Source organism: Paenarthrobacter nitroguajacolicus (genome assembly GCF_031455195.1).
Taxonomy (GTDB): domain Bacteria; phylum Actinomycetota; class Actinomycetes; order Actinomycetales; family Micrococcaceae; genus Arthrobacter; species Arthrobacter nitroguajacolicus_D.
This window is the reverse complement of record NZ_JAVDSH010000006.1, coordinates 131,584-154,993: the sequence shown is the minus strand read 5'-3', so window position 1 is coordinate 154,993 and position 23,410 is coordinate 131,584. Positions and strand designations below refer to the sequence as shown.

General features: G+C 64.1%; 23 protein-coding genes. 18 read left to right on the top strand and 5 right to left on the bottom strand.

All coding sequences use genetic code 11. The features are described 5' to 3' along the window. Nucleotides 1-43: 43 nt before the first annotated feature. The 3 genes from nagB (at nucleotide 44) to J2Y68_RS14555 (ending at nucleotide 3,061) form a co-directional block, all read left to right on the top strand. Entirely contained in the window at nucleotides 44-826 is a 783-nt protein-coding gene (gene nagB, locus J2Y68_RS14565; protein WP_309994471.1) for a glucosamine-6-phosphate deaminase, read from the top strand. Between the two features lie 8 nt (nucleotides 827-834). After that, nucleotides 835-1,173 (top strand): DUF3039 domain-containing protein, encoded by a 339-nt coding sequence (locus J2Y68_RS14560; protein ID WP_211711563.1) that lies wholly within the window; start codon nucleotides 835-837, stop codon nucleotides 1,171-1,173. Between the two features lie 112 nt (nucleotides 1,174-1,285). Next, nucleotides 1,286-3,061, top strand: a complete 1,776-nt coding sequence (locus J2Y68_RS14555) for a DEAD/DEAH box helicase (protein ID WP_309994470.1) — start codon at nucleotides 1,286-1,288, stop codon at nucleotides 3,059-3,061. A gap of 75 nt (nucleotides 3,062-3,136) precedes the next feature. On the opposite strand, the gene J2Y68_RS14550 is transcribed toward J2Y68_RS14555, so the two are convergent. Both J2Y68_RS14550 and J2Y68_RS14545 read right to left on the bottom strand, forming a co-directional pair. Beyond that, entirely contained in the window at nucleotides 3,137-3,763 is a 627-nt protein-coding gene (locus tag J2Y68_RS14550; RefSeq protein ID WP_309994469.1) for an isochorismatase family protein, read from the bottom strand. Further along, a complete protein-coding gene (locus tag J2Y68_RS14545) occupies nucleotides 3,763-5,091 on the bottom strand; it encodes a nicotinate phosphoribosyltransferase (protein ID WP_309994468.1) in 1,329 nt (442 codons plus the stop codon). The genes J2Y68_RS14550 and J2Y68_RS14545 overlap by 1 nt, the downstream gene beginning before the upstream one ends. A 37-nt stretch (nucleotides 5,092-5,128) precedes the next feature. Here J2Y68_RS14545 and clpS point away from each other — a divergent pair, with 37 nt between their 5' ends. The 6 genes from clpS (at nucleotide 5,129) to rdgB (ending at nucleotide 9,439) form a co-directional block, all read left to right on the top strand. After that, nucleotides 5,129-5,491: an ATP-dependent Clp protease adapter ClpS gene (gene clpS, locus J2Y68_RS14540; RefSeq protein ID WP_211711567.1), complete on the top strand. Its 363-nt coding sequence runs from the start codon at nucleotides 5,129-5,131 to the stop codon at nucleotides 5,489-5,491. Then, nucleotides 5,484-6,050, top strand: coding sequence for a DUF2017 domain-containing protein (locus J2Y68_RS14535; RefSeq protein WP_211711568.1), 567 nt, complete (start codon nucleotides 5,484-5,486; stop codon nucleotides 6,048-6,050). The genes clpS and J2Y68_RS14535 overlap by 8 nt, the downstream gene beginning before the upstream one ends. A 64-nt stretch (nucleotides 6,051-6,114) precedes the next feature. Next, complete coding sequence (murI, locus tag J2Y68_RS14530) at nucleotides 6,115-7,188, top strand: glutamate racemase (RefSeq protein WP_211711569.1); 1,074 nt, start codon at nucleotides 6,115-6,117, stop codon at nucleotides 7,186-7,188. Continuing rightward, a complete protein-coding gene (locus tag J2Y68_RS14525) occupies nucleotides 7,185-7,982 on the top strand; it encodes an MBL fold metallo-hydrolase (RefSeq protein ID WP_309994467.1) in 798 nt (265 codons plus the stop codon). Before murI ends, J2Y68_RS14525 begins: the two co-directional genes overlap by 4 nt. 45 nt (nucleotides 7,983-8,027) lie before the next feature. Next, on the top strand, nucleotides 8,028-8,786 hold the full coding sequence (gene rph, locus J2Y68_RS14520) for a ribonuclease PH (RefSeq protein ID WP_011775233.1): 759 nt from the start codon (nucleotides 8,028-8,030) through the stop codon (nucleotides 8,784-8,786). Then, nucleotides 8,783-9,439, top strand: a complete 657-nt coding sequence (rdgB, locus tag J2Y68_RS14515; protein WP_309994466.1) for an RdgB/HAM1 family non-canonical purine NTP pyrophosphatase — start codon at nucleotides 8,783-8,785, stop codon at nucleotides 9,437-9,439. Before rph ends, rdgB begins: the two co-directional genes overlap by 4 nt. Nucleotides 9,440-9,528: 89 nt before the next feature. Here the strand turns inward: rdgB and J2Y68_RS14510 are convergent, their stop codons facing one another. Next, the gene (locus tag J2Y68_RS14510) at nucleotides 9,529-10,290 is read right to left on the bottom strand and encodes a DedA family protein (RefSeq protein ID WP_309994579.1); all 762 of its coding nucleotides are present in this window, start codon (nucleotides 10,288-10,290) and stop codon (nucleotides 9,529-9,531) included. Between the two features lie 228 nt (nucleotides 10,291-10,518). Between J2Y68_RS14510 and J2Y68_RS14505 the strand changes: the two genes are divergently transcribed. Then, nucleotides 10,519-11,529 carry a 3'-5' exonuclease gene (locus tag J2Y68_RS14505; protein ID WP_309994465.1) on the top strand — a complete coding sequence of 337 codons (1,011 nt, stop codon included), beginning with the start codon at nucleotides 10,519-10,521 and terminating at the stop codon, nucleotides 11,527-11,529. Between the two features lie 66 nt (nucleotides 11,530-11,595). Further along, nucleotides 11,596-12,168: a DUF4395 domain-containing protein gene (locus tag J2Y68_RS14500; RefSeq protein WP_309994464.1), complete on the top strand. Its 573-nt coding sequence runs from the start codon at nucleotides 11,596-11,598 to the stop codon at nucleotides 12,166-12,168. Here J2Y68_RS14500 and J2Y68_RS14495 read toward each other — a convergent pair. Continuing rightward, nucleotides 12,155-13,225: an ADP-ribosylglycohydrolase family protein gene (locus tag J2Y68_RS14495; RefSeq protein ID WP_309994463.1), complete on the bottom strand. Its 1,071-nt coding sequence runs from the start codon at nucleotides 13,223-13,225 to the stop codon at nucleotides 12,155-12,157. The genes J2Y68_RS14500 and J2Y68_RS14495 overlap by 14 nt on opposite strands. 81 nt (nucleotides 13,226-13,306) lie before the next feature. Between J2Y68_RS14495 and J2Y68_RS14490 the strand changes: the two genes are divergently transcribed. From J2Y68_RS14490 to J2Y68_RS14465, 6 genes are all read left to right on the top strand, one after another. Next, nucleotides 13,307-13,663 carry a YidH family protein gene (locus tag J2Y68_RS14490; protein WP_175538584.1) on the top strand — a complete coding sequence of 119 codons (357 nt, stop codon included), beginning with the start codon at nucleotides 13,307-13,309 and terminating at the stop codon, nucleotides 13,661-13,663. Nucleotides 13,664-13,691: 28 nt separating this feature from the next. After that, the gene (locus tag J2Y68_RS14485; RefSeq protein WP_309994462.1) at nucleotides 13,692-14,042 is read left to right on the top strand and encodes a DUF202 domain-containing protein; all 351 of its coding nucleotides are present in this window, start codon (nucleotides 13,692-13,694) and stop codon (nucleotides 14,040-14,042) included. 153 nt (nucleotides 14,043-14,195) lie between these two features. Then, nucleotides 14,196-15,140, top strand: a complete 945-nt coding sequence (locus tag J2Y68_RS14480; protein ID WP_309994461.1) for an MIP/aquaporin family protein — start codon at nucleotides 14,196-14,198, stop codon at nucleotides 15,138-15,140. A 71-nt stretch (nucleotides 15,141-15,211) separates the two neighbouring features. Next, a complete protein-coding gene (locus J2Y68_RS14475; RefSeq protein WP_309994460.1) occupies nucleotides 15,212-16,390 on the top strand; it encodes an exonuclease SbcCD subunit D in 1,179 nt (392 codons plus the stop codon). Next, nucleotides 16,387-19,443: an SMC family ATPase gene (locus tag J2Y68_RS14470; protein WP_309994459.1), complete on the top strand. Its 3,057-nt coding sequence runs from the start codon at nucleotides 16,387-16,389 to the stop codon at nucleotides 19,441-19,443. The genes J2Y68_RS14475 and J2Y68_RS14470 overlap by 4 nt, the downstream gene beginning before the upstream one ends. An 86-nt stretch (nucleotides 19,444-19,529) precedes the next feature. Next, nucleotides 19,530-20,891, top strand: coding sequence for an MFS transporter (locus tag J2Y68_RS14465; RefSeq protein WP_309994458.1), 1,362 nt, complete (start codon nucleotides 19,530-19,532; stop codon nucleotides 20,889-20,891). On the opposite strand, the gene J2Y68_RS14460 is transcribed toward J2Y68_RS14465, so the two are convergent. Then, entirely contained in the window at nucleotides 20,882-21,493 is a 612-nt protein-coding gene (locus J2Y68_RS14460; RefSeq protein ID WP_309994457.1) for a TetR/AcrR family transcriptional regulator, read from the bottom strand. The two genes, J2Y68_RS14465 and J2Y68_RS14460, sit on opposite strands and share 10 nt — an antisense overlap. Before the next feature lie 233 nt (nucleotides 21,494-21,726). Between J2Y68_RS14460 and J2Y68_RS14455 the strand changes: the two genes are divergently transcribed. Continuing rightward, complete coding sequence (locus J2Y68_RS14455; protein ID WP_309994456.1) at nucleotides 21,727-23,403, top strand: amidohydrolase; 1,677 nt, start codon at nucleotides 21,727-21,729, stop codon at nucleotides 23,401-23,403. Nucleotides 23,404-23,410: the final 7 nt, after the last annotated feature.

The window sequence follows — 23,410 nt, the reverse complement described above, 5'->3', positions numbered from 1 at the left end:
GTGAAAGATAGCTCGAAGACCCTTAACAAGAAAGGCCGTGACGATGGAAGTTGTCATTCTCCCTGGCACCAAGCAGATCGGTGCGCTCGCTGCCGACGCCATCGAGGCGCTGGTGCGCCGTAAGCCGAACGCCGTGCTGGGCTTGGCAACAGGATCGTCGCCACTGCCCATCTATGACGAACTGGCGAGCCGTTACGACGCCGGCGGACTGGACTTCAGCCAGGCCCACGGTTTCGCATTGGATGAGTATGTTGGCCTCGAAGCCGGCCATCCTGAGTCGTACCGGGAGGTTATCCGCCGCGAGTTCACCAACCGTGTGAACATCAAGCCGGAGAACGTCCATGGTCCGGACGGCGCCGCTGCAGACCTTGAAGCGGCGTGCCAAGCGTATGAGGATGCGATCAAGGCCGTGGGCGGTGTGGACCTGCAGATCCTTGGCGTGGGAACGGACGGCCACATCGGCTTCAATGAGCCGGGCTCTTCGTTGGCTTCCCGCACCCGCATCAAAACGTTGATCGAGCAGACCCGCAAGGACAACGCACGCTTCTTCGACAGCATCGACGACGTACCCCACCACGTGGTTACCCAAGGCCTTGGAACCATCATGGATGCCCGCCACGTGGTGCTGGTGGCTACCGGCGCCCAAAAGGCGCAGGCTGTCCGTGACTTCGTGGAAGGCCCGGTCGCTGCCATCTGCGCCGCTTCCATCCTCCAGATGCATCCGCATGCCACCATCCTGGTGGATGAGGCTGCCGCGTCCTCACTCAAATTGGCGGACTACTATCGGCACACGTACGACAACAAGCCGGAGTGGCAGGGCCTGTAGACGGTAAGATGTTTGGCATGACTACGCTTCCTCCGGATCCATTCGAAAACGACCCCATGCGCGAGCTTTCCGGAGCCGGAACGTCCACTGCCACCATCGAGCGCGAGGAAACGCGCCAGGAAGTGGAGCCCGGCGACCGCGAGCGGTTTTCGCACTACGTCCGCAAGGAAAAGATCATGGAATCGGCGTTGACCGGTGAACCTGTGATCGCTTTGTGCGGCAAGGTGTGGACGCCGGGACGTGATCCCCAGAAGTTCCCGGTGTGCCCGGAGTGCAAAGAGATTTACGAAGGCCTCCGCCCCGGCAACGATGGTGGAAAAAACGGCGGCCCGGACAACTCCAAGTAGTGGGCGGGAAGCAAACACAGGCCCAATCTGATCGTTTCCGCTTTCCGGACCGCTGCGGCGTGTCCGGAAAGCAGGGCGTCTCTGACGCTGCCAGCATGCGGGGGGAATCAGCATGACCGAAACACTCTTTGGTGGCCCCTCGCTGCCTCCCGCGTATCCGGAGCGCGCCGCCTGGGGCACTGCGCCCAAGCTTCGTGCCTGGCAGCAGGAGGCGTTGGATCTCTACATGTCGCGCAACCCCAAGGACTTCCTTGCCGTGGCAACACCCGGCGCAGGAAAGACCACTTTCGCGCTGCGCATCGCCACCACGCTGCTGGACAGCGGAGTGGTTAACCGCGTGACCATCGTGGCGCCCACGGACCACTTGAAACGGCAGTGGGCGGACGCCGCAGCCAAGGTCGGTATCGCCATCGATCCCAACTTCAAGAATTCCGACGGCCAGCACGGCCGCGGTTTCGTTGGGGTGGCTGTCACCTACGCACAGGTGGCCAGCAAGCCCATGCTGCACCGCGCAAAGACTGAAGCAGCACGCACCTTGGTGATCCTGGACGAGATCCACCATGGCGGTGAAGCCCTGTCATGGGGTGACGGACTTCGTGAGGCGTTTGATCCTGCGACGAAGCGGTTGTCCCTGACGGGTACCCCGTTCCGCTCGGATACATCCCCCATCCCCTTCGTTGAGTATGCCGAGGACCGCGACGGCATTCGCCGTTCCAAAGCCGACTACACCTACGGTTACGGCAACGCCTTGCGGGACCACGTGGTTCGACCCGTCCTGTTCATGGCCTACTCGGGCCAGATGCGTTGGCGGACCAGCGCGGGCGACGAGATGGCGGCTTCGCTGGGTGAAGCCGCCGTGACCAAGGACATCACGTCCCAGGCCTGGCGGACGGCCCTGAACCCTACGGGGGAGTGGATCCCCGCCGTCCTGGCTGCCGCGGACAAGCGCCTGGGAGAGGTCCGGCGGACAGTTCCTGACGCTGGTGGCCTGGTGATCGCCACGGACCACGACGACGCGCGAGCCTACGCGGGCCAGCTGAAGAAGATCACTGGCCAGTCGCCCACCGTGATTCTTTCCGACGATTCCAAGGCATCCAGCAAGATCGAAGAATTCTCCGCGGGCGACAAGCGCTGGATGGTCGCGGTTCGGATGGTGTCCGAAGGCGTGGACGTTCCGCGCCTGTCGGTGGGTGTCTACGCCACCTCGACGTCCACCCCGCTGTTCTTCGCCCAGGCCGTGGGCCGCTTCGTGCGTGCCCGCAAAAGGGGCGAAACGGCGTCGGTATTCCTGCCTTCAGTGCCGCCGTTGATGATCCTTGCCAACACCATGGAAGCGGAACGCGACCACGCCCTTGACCGTCCAGAGAAGGACGATGACGGACTCTTCAGCCCTGAGGAGAACCTTATGGCCGAGGCCAACCGCGAGGATAAGGCCTCGGATGAGCTCACCAAGGGCAAATTCGAAGCACTGGACTCGCAGGCCTCCTTTGACCGCGTCCTGTTCGACGGCGGCGAGTTCGGTACGGGGGCCGATATCGGTTCCGACGAGGAATTGGACTTCCTGGGCATCCCCGGGCTTCTCGACGCCGAGCAGGTGGGCACACTGTTGCGTCAGCGCCAGCACGAACAGCAGTCCCGCAAGAAACGCCAGTCGCCCTTGGCGGCAGCCGCTTCGCCGGCGATCCCGGACCACCGCATGCTCATGGACCTGAGGAACGAACTGGCCAAGAACGTGGCCGCGTGGTCCGCCCGAACGGGAACGCCGCACGGAGTGGTCCACACCAAGCTGCGGGAAGTGTGTGGCGGCCCGGCGGTGGCACAGGCCAATGAGGAACAGCTGCAGGCCCGACTGCGTAAACTCCAGGACTGGTTCATAGGCCGGAAGTAGCCGGCCCAAACTTTCAGTGAATACGCCAAAGGGCGCCGCGGTTGCGGCGCCCTTTGGCGTACCGGGCGTACAGGGTCAGCTGCGTTCAACCTCGACGCCGGCCGCTTCCATCTCCTCGAACGCCTCGGTGAGGTCCTCGGCGATACCTGCCGTGAGGTCTGCGATGACTGTAGTGGTGTACCCGGCCTGGACAGCGTCCAAGGCTGTGGACTTGACGCAGTAGTCGGTCGCGAGGCCTACCACCACCACCTCCTCGACATCGTGGCTCTGCAGCCAGTCATCCAGGCCGATTGCTTCTTCATCCAGCACTTCGGTCACCGCGGCCCCTGCTTTGAGGTCGCCGGAGGGGACGTCGTCTTCGGGTGCCAGAATGCCTTCGAAGCCGGAGTAGGCAGCCGTGAACTGCCCTTTGCGGAAGTAGGCCTGGATGTATTCCGGGTCCAGGTCCTCGTGGAGCTCAGCCCCTTTGGTCCTTGCCCGGCAGTGCGGAGGCCATGAATCGACCATGTCGGGCTCGTCCGAAAAGTGGGCCCCGGGCTCGATGTGCCAGTCCTGGGTTGCCACAATGTGATCGAAGTGCTGCTGGTTGGCGTCGACGTATTCGGTGATGGCGCCGGCTACGGCTGCGCCTCCGTCGACAGCAAGGGTGCCGCCCTCGCAGAAGTCGTTCTGGACATCGACGATGATCAGGGCCCTGGACATCAGTTCTCCTCGTAGATGGTGGGAATGGCAGGTTCGCCACGCTGCAGCCGGTTCACGACGGCGGGAAGTTCGGCCATGGTTGCCGCGTGCCGTTCCTTGGCGCGGATGACGCCTTCCGGTCCGGTCCAACCGGGCAGTACCTCGCCGTTCTTGACGAAATGCTGGAGCAACTGGCGGTCGTTTCCGTCGTCCTCGGGGCGGTGGCCGATCCCCACGATTTCCTGGGTTGCCCGGCCCCGTTCGTTGAGCTTGCGAAGCGCGTATTTGCGGCCCCCAACGCTGGCTTTGTTCTTGGCGGCCTTGGCCACCGGAATGAACTCGCCGTCGTCGTTGGTGCGGCTCACCAGTTTGTAGACCATGCTGGCTGTCGGGGCACCCGAGCCGGTGACGAGGGATGTGCCTACCCCATAGGAGTCCACGGGGGCGGACTGCAGGGCGGCGATGGCGAATTCGTCGAGGTCGGAGGTCACCACAATGCGGGTATTGACGTTGCCCAGGTCATCGAGCAATTGCCGGACCCACTGCGCCTGGGCGATGAGGTCGCCGGAGTCCAGGCGCACCGCGCCCAGCTTGTCACCGGCGAGGTCGACGGCGGTCCGCACGGCGGCTTCGACGTCGTAAGTATCGACGAGCAGCGAGGTTCCAGGGCCAAAAGTCGCGATCTGGGCTTCGAAGGCTTCCCGCTCCGTGTCGTGCAGGAGCGTGAAGGAGTGGGCAGCGGTGCCTACTGTCTTGATGCCGTAGCGGCGCCCGGCCTCCAGGTTGGAGGTGCTGGCAAAGCCGGCGATAGCAGCGGCGCGGGCGGCCGCCGTCGCTGATTCCTCCTGGGTCCGCCGGGATCCCATCTCGATGCACGGGCGGGTGCCCGCCGCCGATGTCATCCTCGAGGCGGCGGAGGCGATGGCACTGTCATGGTTGAGGACGGAAAGGATGAATGTTTCCAGGATGCATGCTTCGGCGAACGTTGATTCGACAATGAGGATGGGGGAGTTGGGGAAGTAGGCATCGCCCTCGGCGTAGCCCCAGATATCGCCACTGAACTTGTAATTGGCGAGGTAGTCCAGGGTTTCCTGGTTGACCACGTTGTTTTGCTCCAGGAACTCCAGCTCGGCCTTCCCGAAGCGGAAGTCGGCGATGCCCTCCAGCAGGCGTCCCGTGCCGCCCACCACACCGTAGCGGCGACCGTCAGGCAGCCGCCGGGCGAAGGCTTCGAACACTGATCGGCGATGTGCGGCCCCGGAGTGCAAGGCTGCCTGAAGCATGGTCAGTTCGTAGTGGTCTGTGTACAAGGAGGTTGCGGGGTGGTCCCACGACGTGGCTCTACTCACGAATTCACTCTAGTGCGAGCCGCCATAGAATGGACAGATGAGCCCTAGCGTTGCGTTTGGCACGGACATCGATGAGCGGACGGAAACTGCGGAGCAGTCATCCACCGGTGTCCTGACAGCCCCTGATATCCCTTGGAACCTTGTGATCTGGAATGATCCCGTCAACCTGATGAGCTACGTGAGCTATGTGTTCCAGAGTTACTTCGGCTATTCGGAGTCCAAGGCGCACAAACTGATGATGGAGGTCCATAAGAAGGGCCGGTCCATTGTTGCCCACGGCAGCAAGGAACAAGTAGAGCAGCACGCGGTGGCGATGCATGGGTTTGGCCTCTGGGCCACCGTGGAGAAGGCTGCTAGCGGCAATGAGACACCCGGAAAGGGCGGCCGCCAGAGTGGCTAAGGCATTCAAGTTTGGACTCAAGGGCATCACTGGATACCTGGAGCCAGCCGAGCGGGACCTTCTGCGCGGATTGTTGGACGACGTCATCTCCATGCTGGACTCGGATGCCCGGGACAACGAGGATCCGTTGGCGGCCCTGATCGGCCTGGACATGGACGTCAAGCAGCCCAGCGACCGCGCCCTTTTACGGCTTCTGCCCAATGTCCTGAAGGACGACGACGACGGCTCGCTGGAGTTCCGGCAGCTCACCGAACGCTCTGTCCGGGAAAGCAAGGTCGGTGCCCTGCGGGCCACCGCCATGGGACTGGACAAGGACGAACTGGTCCTGACCCTCGAAGATGCCACCCGCTGGTCCATGGCACTGAATGATGTGCGGCTTGTTCTGTCCGAACGCCTGGACATCCGCGATGAGGCTGACGCGGAGCACATCCACAGCATGCAGGACTGGAGCCAGGCGGAGGACGTGGAGAGCTATTTGGCCTTGGTCTATAACTTCACCACGTGGCTCCAGGAGTCCCTGGTGCAGGCCATGATCTCCGCCAGGCAGGCGAAATCCTGATCCGCCCCGTGGGTTGGTGCTGCCGCCTTGTGACACATCAGACACGAGGCGGAGACCACAGGTAATGGCCGGACGCCATGGGAAGCCTTATTCTCGAATAATTATGACTTCAGCATCGGGCAGTTCACCAAGCGGCGCTTCAGCCAGTGGCGACCACCTCAGCGACGGGGAAATCGTAGGGGCGCGCCCGATCGGCATCTTCGACTCCGGAGTTGGCGGGTTGACCGTGGCGCGGTCGATCATTGACCAGCTCCCCAACGAGTCGATCCTTTATGTAGGGGACACCGCCAACGGCCCCTACGGTCCGCTTCCGATAGCCGAAGTGCGGGCGAACGCCCTGGGCGTCATGGACGAACTGGTTGACTCCGGCGTCAAGCTGCTCACCATTGCGTGCAATTCGGCGTCCGCTGCCGTGCTCCGGGACGCCCGTGAACGCTACACGGCCCGTTACGGTATCCCTGTTATCGAGGTCATCCAGCCGGCTGTTCGCCGGGCCGTCTCAGCCACCCGCTCCGGCAGGATCGGCGTTATTGGCACCTCGGCTACGGTGGGTTCCCGTGCCTACGAGGACACGTTCGCTGCTGCACCGGACCTGACCATCACGTCCGCGGCCTGCCCGGCATTCGTTGAATTCGTGGAAGCCGGAATTACCACCGGCCCGGATCTTCTGTCGGCTGCCAACGAGTATCTGCAGCCGCTCAAAGCCGCCGGCGTGGACACCGTTGTCTTGGGGTGCACGCACTACCCTTTGCTGACCGGGGTCATCTCCTTCGTCATGGGTGAAGACGTGACGCTCGTTTCCAGCGCTGAAGAGACGGCCAAGGATGTCTACCGTGCGTTGGCCAACCACGGCATCCAACGGACGGAGCCTACCGCGCCCAGCCACGAGTTCATCGCCACGGGAGATGCCGCACATTTCGAAACCCTGGCCCGCCGGTTCCTGGGACCTGAAGTGCTTTCCGTAAAGCACGTGGACCACGTTGCAGCGCAGTACCCCACGGGGAGCCTGGCCCGGATTACCCCCGAGATGCTGGAGGCTGCCCGATCGGGAGCCGGATTGTCCCGACGTTCCTACTTCGTGCAGCCTGAGGGCAACGCCACTACCGGCTCGGGTGCGGCCATGGGACGTGGCCTGTGAAACTGACGATCGTGGGGTGCACCGGATCTTTCCCGGGCCCCGGTTCGCCCGCGTCCTGTTATCTGGTGACGGCTCACGATGGCGAACGCGAGTGGAAAATTGTCATGGACCTGGGCAGCGGAGCCTTGGGCGCAATCCAGCGCTACACGGACCTTGAGGATATTGACGCGATTTTCCTGACCCACCTGCACCCGGACCACTGCATGGACCTTTGCGGCCTGCATGTCGCCGTCCGCTGGAAGCCAGGCGGTTGGGGCCGTGACAGGCTTCCCGTGTGGGGGCCTGCAGCTACCGCAGACCGGATGGCGACAGCCTATGGGCTGGACCTGGACCCTGGGATGCACGAAGAGTTCGACTTCACCAACTGGGCCGAACAGAAGCCCGTGACTGTGGGTCCTTTCACCGTCACGCCCTATGCGGTCAACCACCCGGTTGAAGAGGCATATGCTTTGCGTGTTACCGCTACGGAACCGGGCAAGGACGGCGTCCCGGTTACCAAGGTCCTGACCTACTCCGGCGACACTGATTCCTGCCAGGGGCTCGAGGACGCGGCCAAGGGTTCGGACCTGTTCCTCTGCGAAGCGGCCTTCGAGGAGGGCCGGGACGATGACATCAAGGACGTCCACCTCACCGGCAAGCGGGCCGGCGAGGCCGCTACCCACGCAGGGGCCAAACGGCTGCTGCTCACGCACATTCCCGTGTGGACTTCGCAGACCAAAGTGCTCTCGGAGGCCAAGCCGGTCTTTGCCGGGGACGTTGCTGTGGCTGTTGCCGGGGTGCATTACACGATCTAGGGTGGCCGGCATCGGGCGCCCGGTTGGCTTGGCTAAGCTTGGAGCATGACTTCTGAAGCAACAGCCACACCCGTCATCCGCGCCGATGGCCGGACCCCCGACCAACTGCGCCCCATCAGCATTACCCGCGGCTGGTCGAAGCAGGCCGAGGGATCGGCGCTGATCGAGTTCGGCAACACCCGGGTACTGTGCACCGCTTCGCTCACTGAGGGCGTGCCGCGCTGGCTCAAGGGAGAAGGCCGCGGTTGGGTCACGGCCGAGTACGCCATGCTTCCCCGCGCCACCAACACCCGATCCGACCGCGAGTCGGTCAAGGGCAAGATTGGTGGACGCACCCACGAAATCTCGCGCCTGATCGGCCGTTCCCTTCGCTCCATCATCGATACCAAGGCACTGGGCGAGAACACGATCGTCCTGGACTGCGATGTCCTCCAGGCCGACGGCGGTACCCGGACGGCCGCGATCACCGGCGCTTACGTTGCCCTGGCGGAAGCCATCCGCTTCGCCCGGGAGAACAAGCTCATTGCCCGCAACGCCGAGCCCCTGGTGGATACCATTGCGGCCGTTTCCGTGGGCATCATCGACGGCGTGCCCATGCTGGACCTGCCGTACGTTGAAGACGTTCGCGCGGAGACCGACATGAACGTGGTGGTGACCGGTTCCGGCAAGTTCGTCGAAGTGCAGGGCACCGCTGAGGGCGCACCGTTCGATCGCGACGAACTCAACGCCCTCCTGGACCTTGCCCTGCTGGGCACCACGCAGCTTTCGGCCATCCAGCGCGAAACGCTGGCGGAAGCTCCGTGAGCGCCGCGGAGGCAGGCGCGCCCCGGCTGGTGCTGGCCACCCACAACAAGGGCAAACTGAAGGAACTGCGTGAACTTCTTCGGGGCCAGGTGCCAGGGCTCGACGTCGACACGCAGGTGGTGGACGCCGCTGCGGCGGGTGCCCCGGACGTCGCCGAAACAGGTGTCACCTTTGCGGAGAACTCCTTGTTGAAGGCCCGCGCGGTGGCGGAGGCTACCGGCCTGGTGGCCATTGCCGATGACTCCGGCCTGGCCGTGGATGTCCTGGGCGGAGCCCCGGGTATCTTCTCTGCACGCTGGTCCGGGCGGCACGGCGATGACATTGCCAACCTGAACCTCTTGTTGGCGCAGCTCTCGGACGTTCCCGATTCCTTCCGTGGAGCGGCCTTTGTCTGCGCTGCGGCGTTGGCAGTGCCCGGCGCGGATGGCATTAGCCATGAAACAGTGGAGTACGGCCAGCTTGAGGGGACGCTGCTGCGGGAACCCCGGGGCCAGGGTGGATTCGGCTACGACCCCGTGCTGCAACCCGCCGGAATGGACCGCAGTTGTGCCGAACTCAGCTCTGAGGAAAAGAACGCCATCAGCCATCGCGGCCAGGCGTTCCGGGCGTTGCTGCCGGCCATCGTGGACGCACTGTCAGGCTCCCGCGGCTGAAGTAGGCCCGGACCTGAGACAACGAATGGCACCCCGCGCGGCGGGGTGCCATTCGTTTTTCGCTTGCTTGGGCGGAACGCCCGGCGGCTTTAGTGCTCGCCGGTTTTGCCGCCGTCGTGCTCTTCGATGAATTCCTCCACGGGATCGGTTCCCTGGGCGGCTGCCTTGCGCTTGGCGACGAATCCGCGGCCCACCTCGATGAGGATCGGAATAACGGAGATCAGCACGATGACGATGAAGATGATGTCGATGTTCTTGCCAACCCAATCAAACTGGCCAAGCCATGCACCGAGGAGGGTAACCCCGCCGCCCCACAGCACGGCCCCAATGACGTTGAAGAGGAAGAACTTGCGCTTGTCCATCTGGGCCACGCCGACGATGACCGGCACGAAGGTGCGGATGATCGGCACAAACCTGGCCAGGATCAGCGCTTTGCCACCGTGCTTCTCGAAGAAGGCGTGGGCGCTTTCGACGTTTTCCTTCTTGAACAGCCGGGAATCGGGCTTGTTGAAGATCGCCGGCCCGGCTTTCGCTCCGATGAGGTAACCGGTCTGGTTACCCAGGATGGCCGCGACGATGATCAGGCCACACATGCCCCAAAGGTTGAACTCAATGGCTCCTGTTGACACCAACAGCCCGGCTGTGAAGAGCATGGAGTCGCCGGGCAGGAAGAAGCCCACCAGCAACCCGGTCTCAGCGAATACGATGGCGCAGACCAGCAGAACCACCCAGGGTCCCAGCGGTGAGTCGCGCAGGAAGACGTCGGGGTTCAACCAGTCCGGCAGGAACGACGCCATGGCCGGCTGCACTGGGCCCGCGCCCCCGAAAGTGGATACGGCCATATCGCTAATCGCAGTAAAGATCACCCATCAAGCCTACTTGAAGCCCGCCAGCGGAAATTTCCGAAAGGCCAGGGGACAGCTCCTTCGTCCGCCTTGGAGCCCTTGCGACACATTGGGGTTGGCGGGAACCTGTCCAACGCTGCGCCGTGACGTTGTCTTCACCACAATCCCCCATGGAAAGGCCGCCCCGCCGCCCAAATCGACAGGGGCGGCCTTTTCCGGCTGTAATCTTGACCAGTGGCATTGGACTTTACGGCGATCGACTTTGAAACAGCCAACGGCTTCAGGGGGTCCCCGTGTTCAGTAGGACTCAGCAAGGTCCGTAACGGGGTTGTGGTGGAGGAAGCCTCATGGCTGATGCGCCCGCCCGAGAACCACGATCATTTCGAGTTCCACAACACACGGATCCACGGTATCCGCGCTGAAGATGTCTTGGGGCGCCCGCGGTTTGGGGAGCTCTTCCCCGAAATCGGGGCTTTCATCGGTGGCGACGTACTTGCCGCCCACAACGCGGCTTTCGACCTCGGTGTCATTCGCTCGGGCTTGGAAGTCTCCGGTCTTCCGGGGCCCGCTTACCACTACGTGTGCACCGTCATGCTGTCCCGCCGATGCTATTCGCTGGTGTCCAACTCGCTGCCTTATGCGGCCGAGGAAGCCGGAGTGCCGTTGGTGAACCACCACGACGCAGCTGAGGATGCCCGCGCGTGCGCAGGCATCCTGGTGGACATAGCCCGGCGCAACAATGCCAACAGCATCGCCGAACTCTATCTTTCCCTGGGGCTGAACCTGCCCCATCAACCGGCGTTCGATCCCGCGTTGGGCCTGTCCAAAGCCACCGTGTCCGCGTTGGCCGCAAAGAGCGGCAGTTCCCTGGAGAGGGTGCTGGAAGGGACCCTGGGTGGTCCAAGCGGTTGGTCGGCATGGCCGGAGGAGGGCCCCAACCCGCTGCCCAACCCCGCGGCCGAGCCGGGACACCCGCTTTACGGCCAGACAGTGGTCTTCACTGGCGATCTCGCCATCACACGGCCCGAAGCGAAATCCCGGGCCGCGGACATGGGTGCCCGCCCTGAAAGCCGCGTGACTGCCCGAACCACCGTGTTGATTGTCGGAGACGGTTTCGTGGCTGGAGACCTGCGGGCAGGACGACTTACAGGCAAGGCAAAACGGGTCCTTGAGCTCCACGCCAAGGGACAGCAGATCGAGGTGGTCTCCGAGGGCGAGTTCCTGCAGATGGTGGGCGGCGCCTGACCGGCTGGGGGTCACACGGCGCAATATTGCTTCCCGTCGGTGGAGCAGCGCTCCTAGCCTTGGTTCATGACCAAGCCAAGCTTTCCCCAAGCGCCGGCCCGCCAAGCCGCGGACACTCCCGATAGCGGTGGGATTGATTGGCGCGCAGTATTTGCCTTTCCCAATCCCGTCAACGAGTACGCCGCCCGGATCACCGCTGGGCTTGTTGTGGTGCTCGCTGTCGTGACGTTGGTGACCGGCTGGGGCTGGGGGTTGGTTGCCCTCGCCGCAGGTTTCTGGCTCCGCGTGCTTTTTGGTCCGCGGATTTCCCCGCTGGCCCTGCTGTCCGTCAAGGTCCTGGCTCCGCGGATAGGGCACGCCAAGCTGGTCGCCGGTCCCCCCAAGCGCTTCGCGCAAGGTATCGGGGCCGCGTTGACGAGCGCCGCCGTCGTCCTGTTCTTCGCTGGCTTCCAGCCAGCTGCCTGGATTTTGCTCGCTTTGCTGATCGTTGCGGCCTCACTGGAGGCTCTTGCCGGCTTCTGCCTGGGGTGCGCGATTTTTGGTTTCCTGCAGCGCCTGGGCCTTATCCCGGCGGATGTGTGCGAGGCCTGCAACAACATCACGCTTCGCCGCACCCAGCCCGCTGTCAGCCGGTGGTGACGGCGAGAAGCCGGTCGGCCATGCCGCGGATGACCTCCGGAGCTTCCAAAGCCTCCAGCCAATCCGCAGGCAGGCAGGCTTCGCCGTAATAAGCGCCGAGGATGTTGCCGGCGATGGATCCGGTGGAGTCACTATCGCCGCTGTGGTTGATGGCCGCAGCGATCGCGCTGCGGAAATGTTCTGCCGGTTCACTGCCAGCCGTGGACAGAACGGCATAAAGCCCAACGGCGAGTGCTTCTTCAGCCACCCACCCCGCACCGAGTACCGCCGTCAGTTCTTCGGGACTCAAAGTGGGGGACTCCGCGGACAATTGCAAGGCCGCATCCAACCGTTCACTTAGCTCGGCTGCTTTGGTGGGAACAGCGTTGACATACTCAAGGGCGTCGACGGCGGCACTGCGGATGCCGCTCCCTGACACGATGTTGTGGATCAGCAGGCTGAAGGCGGCCGCGCTGAGTCGTGCCGAGGGGTGTCCGTGGGTCAACGAGGCGGCGTCGGAGCTGAGCTTGTAGACGGCTTCACGGGAGATGTGGGGGATGAGCCCGAACGGGGCTGAGCGCATCACCGTGCCGCATCCCTTGGAGTCCGGGTTGACCGGCCTTGCCACGGTTCCCATATCGCCGGTAGCCAGGCCGCTAAGGCAGGCGTTTCCCGGGGCGCGGCGATGCTTCAGGACGTCCTGGGAGTCGATCCACCGCGGCTGGGGCGCGGGGGCGGAGGACGAAACAGCGACATCCTGGGTCCCGAGCCAACGCAGGTAGGCAAGCCAAAGGCAGGCGATCTCGTCCGCGGCAACACCGTCGTTCGCCCATTCGAGGGCTTCAACGAGCCCGTCAACCGTGTACAGCGTCATCTGGGTGTCGTCCGAAAAGTGGCTGCCGCCGTCGAGCTGCGTGAACGAGGTCAGGCCGTGCGGCCCAAACCGTGCGCGAATGGCGGCAAGGGAATCGAACTCCACCTCATAGCCCAGGGAATCACCCAAGGCGCCACCCAAAAGCGAGCCGTAAACCCGGGATTCGAAGGATGGAACGGCTGGGGAGGAAGCATCAACACTCATGCCAGTAACTTACCTTGCCGGCGAACCTCCGCTGGTATGGTGGGGAAGCTGCCGGCACCGATGAAACCCTGGAGAGACAACGTGCGCGAACCTGCTTGGCGACGGACAGGCAAGACACCTGACTACAGGTTTTCGCTGGCCAACGAGCGCACCTTCCTTGCATGGATCCGAACATCCCTGGCGTTGCTCGCAGGTGCGGTTGCGGTTGACCAACTCGCCCCCAACATCGCCCCCACACCGGTGCGCTTGGTCTTGTGCGTCCTGCTGGCTCTTGTCGGGGCCGGGCTGGCCGCCTTGTCGTATCGCCGCTGGGGTCAGATGGAAGCCGCGATGCGCAACGACCAAGCCCTCCCTTTTTCCCGGGTGATGCTGTTCATGACCATCGTGGTGGCCGTAGCCGCATTCGCCTTTGCGGTGCTGATCCTCGTGGCACGTTGAGTATGGGCGGATCGGGCAGGGCCGAACCGTGAGCGTGGAAGTCCGGGATCCTGGCCTGCAACCCGAACGCACCACGCTGGCATGGCGACGCACACTGATTTCGCTGGTGGTGGTGGACCTTTTCATCTGGCGAAGCTGGCTGACGTCAGAGCCCGCCGCCGGCAACGTGGTCGCCGGCCTGCCAGGGCTGGACTACCAAGGGCTTTGCGCGCTCATGGCCGCGGCGGCCACGGTAGTCCTCGCCGCAGTGGTATGGGTTCGCTCACGCCAGCTCCAGGCTGGAAGCCACGCGGCATCGGCCCGGTTGGTCCTGGTCAGCACGCTGGCAGTGATGGGCCTCGGGGGCACTGCAATCGCAGCGATAGCCTTGGGCGGATAAGCTCGGAGGCGGGATTCAGCAACTGCCCAGATTCGGCTGGCAAGATGCTCAAGGACTCCGGACGTTCCGGACGAACCACGGGCACGCCACCGTGCAGCGCGATCAGCGGCAGGCCATACCGGCCTGCACACCAACCGTAAGGACAACCTCGTCATGACCTCTCCTGTGCAAGCAACTTCCGACCCCCAGCCCGGACTCATCGCCCGGCTGTCGGCTGAGGCCCTGGGCTCCATGTTCGTCGTGCTTGTTGCCGTGGGTGTGTCGATCTTCTCCAACCCTTCCGGGGCGCCGCTGCCCGCAGCGCTGGCGACCGGCCTCACTGTGACCGTGGCCATGCTGGCTTTCGGCTACGTCTCCGGTGGCCATTTCAACCCAGTGATCACTTTGGGCAACCTGATTGCGGGACGCATCCGGGCCGTGGCCGCGATTGCGTACATCGTGGCCCAGGTTGTTGGCAGTGTTGTGGGTGCGGCCCTTGCCTACTTCGTGGTGCTGACTGTTCCCGTGCTGACGGACGCCCGCGCAGCCTTCGGCTCTGCCGCCGCGGGTTTCGGCGAACATGCCGCGGCCCAAACCCAGATGGCAGGGGTCCTTCTCGTAGAAGTTGTCGGTTCGGCACTGCTGGTGGCTGTGTTCCTTGGCGCGACGGCGGGGCGCCGCGCACTCCCGGCCCTGGCGCCGTTCGCAGTAGGCCTCGCCATGGCTGTCCTGCTCCAGTTCGGACAGGTCTTGGGCAACCTCCCGTTTAACCCTGCACGAGCCACTGCGCAAGCCTTCTTCAGCCCTTCATGGGCGTTGGATGGATTGTGGCTCTTCTGGGTGGCGCCGCTGATGGGTGCCGCGCTCGCCGGTCTCGCCTTCAGGGGATTCCAGGGACTTTCTGCTGCCAACCTGGCCACCGACACACGCTCCGTGGCCAGCACGGATGACGGCGTCAACGATTCCTTCGATGCTGAAGGGGATCCGACCGAGGACGTTGCAGAAACCCGTGACGCGAAGGCAAACCCGGAGGCCGGCATTGCATCCGCACGTCCGGCTCCGGCTACTCCAGCAGCCGAAGATGATGCACGCGACTTTTTCGACGGCAAGAAGGGCTAGCAGCCGGACAGGATCGACGGCGGTCGGCTTGCCTCCGCTTTATTGTCGGTGCTCACGGATAACTTGAGAATATGCGGTTACTCCATACTTCCGATTGGCATCTTGGCCGGTCCTTCCACGGCGTTGGCATGCTTGATGCCCAGCGCAACTTCGTGGACCAGCTGGTGTCTTTCGTCGAAGCCAAGTCCGTTGACGTTGTCCTGATTGCCGGTGACGTCTATGATCGCGCGCTGCCTGGATTGGACGTCGTCAAGTTGCTGGATGAGGCCTTGGTGCGCATTACCCAGGCCGGGGCCAGTGTTGTGCTCACCAGCGGCAACCACGACTCCGCGATCAGGCTGGGTTTCGCTTCACGGTTGTTGGAACGCGGGGGAGTGCATTTGCGAACCCGGATAGAGGACCTGGACGTACCGGTCATTTTGCCCGCAGGGGTGGACAGCGACGGGAACACCGCCAACGTGGCCATTTACGGCATCCCGTTCCTTGAACCGCGGCTGGTGGCTGAGCGTTTGGAGGCCCCCAACGCCAACCACTTTGAGGTCACACTAGCGGCGGTGGAGCGCATCAAGCGCGACGTTGAGCGTCGCCGCCTTGCCGGGCCGGTTCATCCAGTGGTGTTGGCCCACACTTTCGCCAGTGGTGGTATCACCTCGGAGAGCGAGAGGGACCTAAGCATCGGAGGCCTGGGCGCTGTCCCGCTGGACCTCTTCGAAGATTTTTCGTACACCGCCCTGGGTCATCTTCATGGCCGGCAGGAACTGGTACCCCACGTCAGGTACTCCGGTTCGCCATTGGCCTACTCGTTCTCGGAAGCCAAGCACCACAAGGGCGCCTGGCTGCTGGAGATCGGCGCCGATGGCGTGACCGGCGTTCAGGAAGTCCTGTGGGAGGCTCCCCGGACACTCGCAGTGTTGAGGGGAAAGCTTGAGGACCTGTTGGGGTCAGCGGAGCATGCGTGGGCTGAAGCTGCGTACTGTCAAATAACGTTGACGGATGCCCAGCGGCCCGCCCAGGCCATGGAGAGGCTGCGCACCCGTTTTCCGGACACCCTGGTCCTGGCTTTCGACCCCGAGGGTGCTGAAGCCCGGTCGAAGACCAGCTACAGCTCCCGGCTTGCGGAGGCTGAGGACGACCTCGGAGTCTGTTGCGGCTTCCTGGACCATGTCCGCGGCCGTTCCGCAGGCGAGGCCGAAGAAGCTGCACTGCGGGAAGCCCTTGAGGCCGTTCGGTTGGAGGAAGCGGAACTGTGAGAATCCACCGCCTGGATATCGAAGCGTTCGGTCCGTTTGCCACGCCCCAGCACATCGACTTCGACCAGTTGAGCTCCCAGGGACTTTTCTTGCTCAATGGCGCAACCGGTGCCGGCAAGACCAGCATCCTCGATGCCATCTGTTTCGCCTTGTACGGGTCAGTGCCCGGCGCCCGCCAGGAGGGTAAGCGGCTTCGCAGCGACCATGCAGCGCCCGGCGTCGAACCGCGCGTGGTCTGCGAATTCACAGCACGTGGGCGGCGCTTTGAGGTGAGCCGGTCGCCCGCGTGGGAACGCCCCAGCGCGCGTGGCCGCAATGGATACACAACCCAGCAGGCCAAGACGCTCCTCCGGGAACGCGTTGGAGGCAGTTGGGAGGAAAAGTCATCCAGGAATGACGAGGTAGGTGCCGAGCTTTCCGATGTCCTTGGGATGGACCGGGACCAGTTCACCCGGGTAGTGATGCTCCCCCAAGGGGACTTCGCGGCCTTCTTGCGGTCCAAGGCCAGCGACCGCCTGGACCTTCTCCAGAAATTGTTCGGCACTCAACGGTTCGAGGCCGTTGAACGGCAACTCGCCCAGCAAGCGGCCGCAGCAGCCAAACAGGTTGGGGAGAACTCTTCGGGGCTCCAGGTGCTGCTGGACAGGGTTGCGTCCGAGCAGGCACAGTTGGGTGTTTCCGGCGCCACGGGGGAGGAAGCCCCGGGAGACGAAGAAGGGCCCGCATTCACAGCAGGTGACGCGCCCCGGGCTGACAACGAGGACCCTGAGGCTTGGCTCGCCACTGTGGAAGAAGAAGTTGAGGCTGAATGGAAACGCCGGCAGGCCGCCGCCAGCGAAGCGGAATCGCAGTCCGCCCGGTACGCCGTAGAATTCCAGGAAGCCGAGGAGAAGTCACAGCGGCATGCTCGCCTCGCCGCCGCCTTGCAGCGAAGGATCCTGGCTGAACTGGCTGCACCCCGGGCGCTTGAGAACAGGGAAGCGCTGGCAAAGCACCGTCGGGCTGCCGTTCTCAGTGGCCAGCTCGAGGCTGTTGATTCCGCGGCACGAAGGGTCGATTCCGCCATTGGGCGGGTGGCAAAGGCGCGCAGCAAACTAGCGGCTGCAGGCGTGGATGCCGACGATCCCACCGCGGCCCTGGACGCTGCGAAGGCGTCGCATGCGGTCCTCCAGGCCCGGTTGCCGGACGAGCAACGCATGGAAGAGATCGCGGGCCGCCTTGCTGCCAAGCGGACTGAAGAGACTACCCACCAGGCTGCTGCGGCCAAGGCAACGTCCCTGTTGGATCCGTTGCGCGAAGAAGCGGCCACCCTTGACTCACGGATGGAGCCCCTGGAACCCCTCGCTGTCCATGTGGCAGACCGCGAGCGGGACGCCGCATCAGCAGCCGAACTGGTAGGCATCGTGGCCCGCTACTCCGCGGCTGCCACCGAGCTGGACACCCTCACCGGGAAGCATCTCCAAGCACGGTCCGCCTCCCAGGACCTTCGTCAGCACTGGCTTGATGTCCGGGAACTCCGTCTCGCCAACGCCGCGGGGGAGCTTGCCCTGGCGTTGGAAAGCGGCAAGCCGTGCGCTGTCTGCGGCAGTGAGGACCACCCGAAGCCTGCGGCAGCAGCGCGCTCGGCACTCTCTTTGGCCCAGGACGAGGAAGAAGCCAGGCAGCGTTTTGAAAGCAGCGAGCAAGCCTTGGCGGACTTGGCCGGGCACGTTTCCGCTGTGGCCCAGGTCGTTGCCGGGTTGGCGGCCCAGGGTGGTTCGCTTGACATGGCCGAAGCTGAAGCCAAGCTTAAGTCCGCTGAATCCGCTGCGCTGGAGGCCCGTAAAGCGACCACCCTGCTGGCGGAGCTACGGGCCGAGCGGGAGGCCCTCAGTCAACGGATGGCCCAGGTGCAGGAAGAACACTCCGCGTCTGTCGGCGCCGCCGCGCAGGCGGCCTCGGCTGTCCTGCTTCTTCAGGAGCAATGTGATGCCTTGGAAGCTGAGCTGGCAGATCTAACGGGGGACTTCCCGAGCCTGCGTGAACGTCTGGAAGCTCTGTCCAGGGAGCGCGCCCTCCTTCAGGAGGCCGCTGATGGGGACCAGGAGCTTGAAGGTGCGCAGCAGGTCATGGTTGAGGCCGCGGCCGCCTTGGAGCGGGCCTTGCCTGAATCCGGATTTGGTTCTGCTGAGGAAGCCCGTCGCGAGTTGCTCTCTCCCGCTGACGTGGTTGGACTCGAACAGGACCTCGCCGATTTCGATGCCGAAACAGCAAAGTTGGATGAGCTGTTTGCCAGCGAAGACCTGGTCCTGGCAGCCAAGGAAGCCAGCATTGGCGAACTTCCCCTGCCTGAATCCGAACGCGTAGAGGCACGGCTCCATGCTTCCAAGGCCGCAGAGGATGCCCGGTCCGCGGCCCTGGCCGCAGGGCTCGCGGGCAAGTCCGCCGAAGCCGTACGCCGCTACAGGGTGGAGTACCAGGCCCTTGCCCAGGCTGCTGAGGAACCGCGCAGGAAGGCCCGCATGCTGGCCGGGCTGGCTGAGACCGCACGTGGAGCCGGGGAAAACAGTTACCGGATGAGCCTGAACACGTACGTCCTCGCCGCCCGTTTGGAGCAGGTGGCCTCCGCCGCTTCCGAGCGGCTCGTTGCAATGAGCGACGGCCGGTACACCTTGCAGCACACCGACGCCAAGGCTGCGCGGGGCGCAAAGTCCGGCCTTGGACTGGAAGTAGTTGACGAGTGGACAGGCCAACGTCGTGACACTTCCACGCTCTCAGGCGGAGAATCCTTCATGGCCTCGCTGTCCCTTGCCCTGGGGCTCGCGGACGTTGTCCAGCATGAGGCCGGCGGAGTGGACATTGAAACTCTGTTCGTCGACGAAGGCTTCGGCAGTCTCGACGAGCAAGCGCTCGAGCAGGTCATGGACGCCTTGGAGGGACTGCGCGACGGAGGCCGGGTCGTCGGACTGGTCAGCCACGTTGCGGAAATGAAGCAGCGCATCACCAGTCAGCTCCAAGTGGTCAAGGGACGCCACGGGTCCAGTGTGCGGATTGCCGAGGTAGTTCCCACGTGACCCATATCCGATAGACTTAACCCGTTACACCGGGTCGCGCGCATCGGGAGGAGGGACGATGCGCACCCTTTAGCGAACCCGGATTAATGGAAAAATCTTCTGTGGCTTCCGAGCCTTTGTCATTGGCGCCAGCGCGTCCCTCACGTCTGCCAGGCCGTTTCGCGCGGCTGCCCGAACTGGCGGGCCCTGGCTTCCTGCCCTTGGGACTCTTCGCCCGGCTTCCCCTGGCCATGCTGACAGTGGGCACCTTGACGCTGGTGACAGCCGTCAGTCATTCGTACGCGATCGGCGGCATGGCCGCTGGAGCGGTTGGTATTGGCTCGGCCTTGGGCGCTCCGGTCCTGGGCTCCCTGGCCGACCGCGCCGGCCAACGCATCGTGCTTCTCGTGGCGGCTATCGTCAACACCTTGGCTGTCGCCGGACTGCTTGCCGCGGCTTACCTCACTCCCGGCTACGGATCGGTGGGTGACGCCATCGGCGTCCTCATCGCCGCGTTCCTGGCCGGCGCGAGCTGTCCCCAGGTAGGTCCCATGGCAAGGGTCCGATGGATGGCGCTGACCACACGCAATCTTTCGCCTGCGGCAGGCAGCGGGGGCAGGAGCGTCGCCGCCAACCGGGCCGATCTTGATACTGCCCTGTCCTACGAGGGCACCGCGGACGAAATCACGTTCGTCCTCGGGCCAGCCCTGGTGGGCGTCCTCGCGAGCATCGTGGCCCCCTGGTTACCCCTTGCCCTGGCCGCTGTCATGACCATCACCCTCGTTCCTGCTTTTGCCGTCCATCCCAGCCAACAAGCTGTGGTGCCCGCCCCTCGAAAGTCGAGTGCCGGCGTCGTTCCTCCTGCTGGGCATAGCGGAGAAGAAGTTCCACAGCGGCGTAAGCGCTGGGCCAGCGCCGTGGTTGCCGTTCCGGTGCTGGCCATGGTCTGCATGGGCACCTTCTTTGGCGCGACCCAAAACGCTTTGAGCGCGTTCTCGGCGCAGTACGCAACAGCCGAAATCGCCGGTCTCCTGTACGCGGTCATGGGCTTGAGCTCAGCGGTTGCGGCGTTGTCTGTCGCTTTCTGGCCGCAGCGGTTCGGCCTGGCCGCGCGCTGGGTAGCCGCCGCCCTGACAATGTCGGTGCTGTCGTGGCTCTTGCTGCTCCCGGCAGGAATATGGCCAATGGTCGTGGTGCTGTTGGTCCTTGGCATTCCTGTGGGACCGGTGATGGTCACCGTGTTCAGCATCGGCGGCGTGGTGGCACCTGCCGGCCGGATGGCGACAGTGATGACGGCGCTCGCCAGTGGAATCGTGGCGGGCACCGCACTGGGCTCCTACCTGGCCGGGCAATTGGCCGAGACCCAGGGCTCCGGCGCGGCGTTCGTGGTTTCCATGGGGGCGGCAGCCGGCCTCTTCGTGCTGGGCGTCCTCACGTTCCTTGTGATGAAGCGCCGGCCTCAGGGGTAGTCAAGGGCTCCTGCGAGGGAGACTGCCATGAGTTCCACCAGCCGCATTGACCGTTGTTCGTCGGGGTCGGCCAGGTGCTGCATGCTGATGCCGTCTATGCCTGAAATGAACAGCCGGGTGATGTCCTCAAGATTGGCGGGGACAGGTTCGCCTGCTGCCTGGGCAGCACCCTGGAATAGGTCCAGCGTTGACCTGACCCATCCGTCGTACATGGAGCGGTTCATGAGCAAAGCCTGCGGTTGGTCGTCCGCTTCCACCCGAAATCGGCGCAGCAACAGTTCAAAGGTGGTGACCTGTTCGTGGGGGTTCTCCAGCATTCGGCTCCAGATGCGTCGGGCGTGGGCGCCCACCATGTGCCGCAGGCCCATGCCGGGGTCGGTTACGGGCTCAAGCGCCTTGGCGTAGTCCCGGCTGAGGAAGTTGTATACCTCTTCGAGAAGCTCGTCCTTGCTCCGGAAACAGTAGTGCAAAGCCGCTAGCGGGGCGTCGGCCTCACTGGCGATCCGGCGCGTGGTCGCTGAGGCCAGGCCGTCCTGGGCGATTACCCTGGCTGCTGCTTCGACGAACTGCAGCCGCCTCTCTTCGGCGGGAACCCTGGCCATCCGTCCACCTTCCTGTTGTTCATTGCACCTGTTGCAGGGTCGCCGACCCAGCGGTCTCATCGATCGTAGGCGCTATCAGCCGTGGCTGGCTTTTGGCCGTGCCGTGAGGGGCTGAAAAGTCCTCTGAGAGAAATTTTACGTCAAAACCTAGTCAAGTGACCCAGTCAAGCGACATACTTCTTTTCAGAACGTTGTCTGCATCACATTCGGATGCGGTGACTTGAGGAGAACCGATGCAAGATTTCGCTGACGTGGTGATCGTGAATGCCTCGGTCCACACCATGGACCCGGCAGAACCACACCGCCTGACTGATGCCATCGCCGTCAAGGACGGCCGTGTTGCGGGGCTGGGCCGTGAAGAAGTGAGCCGGTCCATTGGCCCGGGCACGCAAGTGATTGATGCGGCAGGTGGGGCAGTGATTCCGGGCATCAACGATGCCCACCTGCATTTCGTTTCCGCGGCCATGGCTGCCTTTGGGTATCTTCGCCTGGACCCGGCAGTGGCTCCGGACTGGCCGGCCGTAACCGCCCTGATCGATGCTGCACCTGCCGGGGAGGACGGCTGGGTCCGCGCCCATGGTTGGGATGAGGCAGTACTCGGCACAGCAAGCGGCAACCTGCTCGATTGCCGGCCCGGCACGCCCGTGGTGGCTTTTGACAGCACCGGACACCAGCTGATGGCAAACCGGGAGGCGCTGAAAAGGGCAGGAATCACCGCCGCGACAATGGACGTGGACGGCGGCGTTGTTGACCGGGCAGCCGACGGAAGCCCCACAGGCCTGCTCCAGGACGGCGCCATGGAACTTCTTTCACGGAAGATGCCACCTGTACCAGCGTCCGTGCTGCGCCCAGCCCTCCTGGCATTGCAGCAGCAACTGCACGCCTTGGGCATCACTTCGCTCACCGAACCCGGACTGGGCCCGGCGAGCGCCGGACTCATGGACGGTGCCGGCTCGACGACGGCACTTGAGTTATTGGGTGACCTCGCCGGATCGAATGAACTGACACTGCGGATCACCGTCCTGATGCTCTTCGCGGGAACCGGGGGTGCCAACGCCCAGGCGATCGAGGCGGGCCTGCGAAGCGGCCTGGCGGGGGCCTACCTGAACCGCGGCGTTGATCCGGAACAACTGCGGATCGCCGGCGTCAAGATCTTTGCCGACGGGATTCCCCGCAGCGGCACAGCCTGGATGAGCGAACCCTATGGCAAGGACTGCCACCATGGCAGCCTGGTGATCCAAGGCGCTACCGATGAGGAGAGGGTTGCGGAGCTGCGCAGGATCCTCGCGCTCATTGATGACGCCGGGCTGCAGGCGGGCGTGCACGCTACGGGGGACGCCGCCACAACCGTCGCCGTCCAGGCCATGGCGGCTGCAAGGGGGAGTGCCACCAACCGCCACTACGTGATCCATGGGGCTTTCAGCGACACCGGCACCCTGGCCGTCATGGCCGGCCACGGCATCGGATATAGCACCAATCCGTTGATCCGGGCGGAAGCCGGGGACATGATGCGCCATGTTTTGGGTGCTGAACGGTTCTCACGGCACCAGCCACTGCGTTCGGCCGTGGAAGCGGGCGTGCGCTTCAACCTGGCCTCCGATGCACCCGTAACGAGCGCAGACTGGCGGCGAACAGTTGTTGCCGCGGTCCGTCGGGGCACCCGCTCGACGCCCGGAAACCCTGATGATCCCGAGCGGATCACTGGGCTTGAGTCACTTGCCGCCATGACGATCCACGCTGCGTGGCAGGACCATGCCGAACATTTCAAAGGCGCGCTGGTCCCTGGCATGGCCGCGGACCTGTGCATGCTCTCCAGCCCGTGGCCAGCCGATCAGGACATAGAAAGGCTCCTCGACGCCGAGGTAAGGCTCACGTTAAGTGCCGGCCGCGTAGTCCACCAATCCTTTTAGGACCTTC